Source organism: Candidatus Cardinium sp. cBcalN2 (assembly GCF_022810445.1).
Classification (GTDB): Bacteria; Bacteroidota; Bacteroidia; order Cytophagales; family Amoebophilaceae; genus Cardinium.
In genome coordinates this window covers 1-3,158 of the sequence record NZ_JAACGD010000100.1, presented here as the reverse complement: position 1 = coordinate 3,158, position 3,158 = coordinate 1, and the positions used below count along the sequence as shown (strand labels likewise).

The 3,158-nt window shown below is 39.1% G+C and carries 1 protein-coding gene and 1 pseudogene; both read right to left on the bottom strand.

Annotation, left to right across the window (positions count from 1 at the left end; genetic code table 11):
• Positions 1 to 82: 82 nt before the first annotated feature.
• A complete protein-coding gene (locus tag MUW74_RS02980) occupies positions 83 to 2,413 on the bottom strand; it encodes a ribonucleoside-diphosphate reductase subunit alpha (RefSeq protein ID WP_243519286.1) in 2,331 nt (776 codons plus the stop codon).
• Between the two features lie 530 nt (positions 2,414 to 2,943).
• Positions 2,944 to 3,158, bottom strand: a pseudogene (locus MUW74_RS02975) (hypothetical protein); the annotation flags it as partial.

The window sequence follows — 3,158 nt, the reverse complement described above, 5'->3', positions numbered from 1 at the left end:
GCGCTGAACGGCTACATTTTACATAGGTTTTGCACAGGGTCTCATACCGCAAGCAGATACTGAATGATTACAAACAGCTAGGTTAACCACTGCACATTAAGCATTCTTTTTCTTCTCCACGAGAGAGAGGGCTTTCCATTTTTTCTTTTTTTTGTATGGTAAACTTTATAGCATCCGCTGCTGCCTTGGTACGTAAATAATACATTCCTGTTTTCAGCCCTTTTTTCCAGGCATAAAAATGCATAGAGGTTAGTTTAGCCATGGTGGCATCCTTGACATAAAGATTTAGGCTTTGGCTCTGACAAATATAAGGTGCGCGGTCGGCGGCCATATCAATAATAGACTTTTGAGGAATTTCCCAAACGGTTCTATAACGCTCTTTAATAGCCTGTGGAATAGATGCAATGTGTTGAATAGAGCCATTACCCATCATCAATTCCTCTTTTACTTGCTCGTTCCAAAGATCCAACTGAATCAAGTCCTCTAATAGGTATTTGTTTACCACAATAAATTCACCAGAGAGTACCCTTCGGGTATAAATATTGGCAGTATAAGGTTCAAAGCATTCGTTGTTCCCTAGTATTTGGGAAGTAGAGGCTGTGGGCATTGGCGCTACTAGCAGTGCATTTCTTACACCATATTGGCCTATTTCTTTACGTAAATGATCCCAATCCCACCTTCCAGAGGAAGGTGTTACGCCCCACATATCAAATTGAAGGATACCCTGTGCAATAGGTGACCCAGCATAGCTTTCATATACCCCTTGTTGTTGAGCCAAGTCTTTAGAAGCCGTTAGGGATGCAAAGTAAATAGTCTCAAAAATTTCTCGGTTGAGCAACCGCGCTTCTGGGCTATCAAAAACCAGCTTCATTTTCAGAAAAACATCTGCTAGTCCTTGTACACCAATACCAATGGGCCTGTGTCTTAAGTTAGAATTACGTGCTTCTTCTAAAGGATAGTAATTCCGATCGATTACCTTGTTAAGATTTTTAGTAACCAAATAGGTTACCGCATATAATTTGGCATGGTCAAAACATCGATTATCATCTACCAACATGGGCAATGAAATAGAGGCCAAGTTGCAAACCGCAATTTCGTCGGGTGCTGTATACTCTATAATCTCTGTACAAAGATTACTAGATTTTATAGTACCCAAATTTTTTTGATTAGACTTTTGATTAGCTGCATCCTTATAAAGCATATAAGGGGTGCCTGTTTCTATTTGAGCTTCCAAAATCGCAAACCAAAGCGTTTGTGCTTTAATGGAGGCACGTGCCTTGCCCTCTTTTTCATACTGCTTGTATTTTTCTTCAAATGCTGCGCCATAACAGTCTGCAAGCCCTGGTGCTTCGTTTGGGCAAAAGAGTGACCACATGCCATCTTCTTCTACACGTTGCATAAATAAATCTGGAATCCACAGCCCATAGAAAAGATCTCTGGCTCTTCTTTCTTCTTTGCCATGGTTTTTCTTCAACTCTAAAAAATCAAAGATATCTGCATGCCAAGGTTCTAGATAGATGGCAAAGCTACCTTTTCGTTTACCCCCCCCTTGATCTACATAGCGGGCCGTCATATCAAAGTTCCGTAACATCGGCACAATCCCATTAGAGATACCATTGGTCCCTCGAATATAGGAACCCGTAGCACGTATATTATGAATGCTTAAACCAATGCCTCCAGCAAATTGAGATATTTTGGCACATTGCGCAAGGGTATTGTAGATGCCTTCAATGCTATCGCTCTGCATCATTAATAAAAAGCAAGAGGAAAGTTGTGGCTTAGGTGTTCCTGCGTTAAACAGGGTAGGGGTGGCATGGGTGAACCACTTTTCAGACATTAGCTGATAAGTTTCCAGTACAGCATCCAGATCATCACCATGAATCCCTAGTGCCACACGCATCAACATGTACTGAGGCCGTTCTACAACTTTACCATTTATTTTCAACAGATAAGAACGTTCTAGGGTTTTAAATCCAAAGAAATCATAGCTAAAATCACGTTCATGTACAATCGCATGGTCTAAAATGGCTGCATGGCTGGCAATGATTTTATAAACGTCCTGGGATATCAGGGGAGCGTGTTGTCCCGTTTCAGGATTTACATAGGTATAGAGTCTTTTTATCGTACTAGAAAACGACTTACTCGTTTCTTTATGTAGGTTAGAAATCGCTATCCGAGCAGCTAGAATGGCATAATCTGGATGGTATACCGCCATAGCCGCCACGGTTTCTGCCGCTAGGTTATCTATAGCTGAAGTCGTTACTCGGTCGTAAATGCCTTCAATAATCTTTTTAACAATAACAATAATATCAATATAATCCCTATTTAATCCATAACATAGTTTCTCGATTCTAATGGTTATTTTATCGAACTTGACCGATTCTAAGCGTCCATCTCGTTTTATAACTAACATCTACTTTTTTATAAATTTTTGATTATTGATCCAATGATAGCGCTTGTTATGCTAAGTCTATGGCTATGCTAAGTCTATGGCTACTTAACTGCCTAATAGCCACCTAAGGTGCTACAAAGCTAATGGTTTTATCCTACCTAAACCAAACTTACGAGGTATCTATTCACGCCTATCGTAAATTTAAGCAAGAAAAGCCTCTGGTATACATTTTTTGTAACTATATTATATTGACTTTAATTGTTTCCACTCTATTGTTACCCCATGAAAACCATTGCCTACATTCGTGTTTCTACTAATATTGATTATGAGTGTAATAAAATACATAGAAGCATTACAACTGCAATTCTTTAAAAACAAATATACCCCGTTTCTAAAGAAGCAACTTAGGAAGTATGTATGACAAGCACCAAGTCATATGGGAAACGTATAAGTCGAAAGTCTCATTTATGGTTTTGAAACCGAGTGGGTAGGGGTGGCCCTTCCTTCTTAGTTGGCTTCTTCTATCAAGTATTTATGTTCTATAGTCTTACCTAATGCTTTAGCAAGCTCATCATTGTGATGCTTAAGACTGTGTATTTCATCTTTATATACGCTATATACGCTAAATATACGCTAACAATTTTTGATGGATCAAAGGCCACTGAAGCATTTTCCAAAAGCTGACGTTTCCAATTTTGAAGAGTTTTGCTAGTGACACCATATTTGGACGACAACTCAACTAGCGTTAAATTGTAGTAGTTGATAT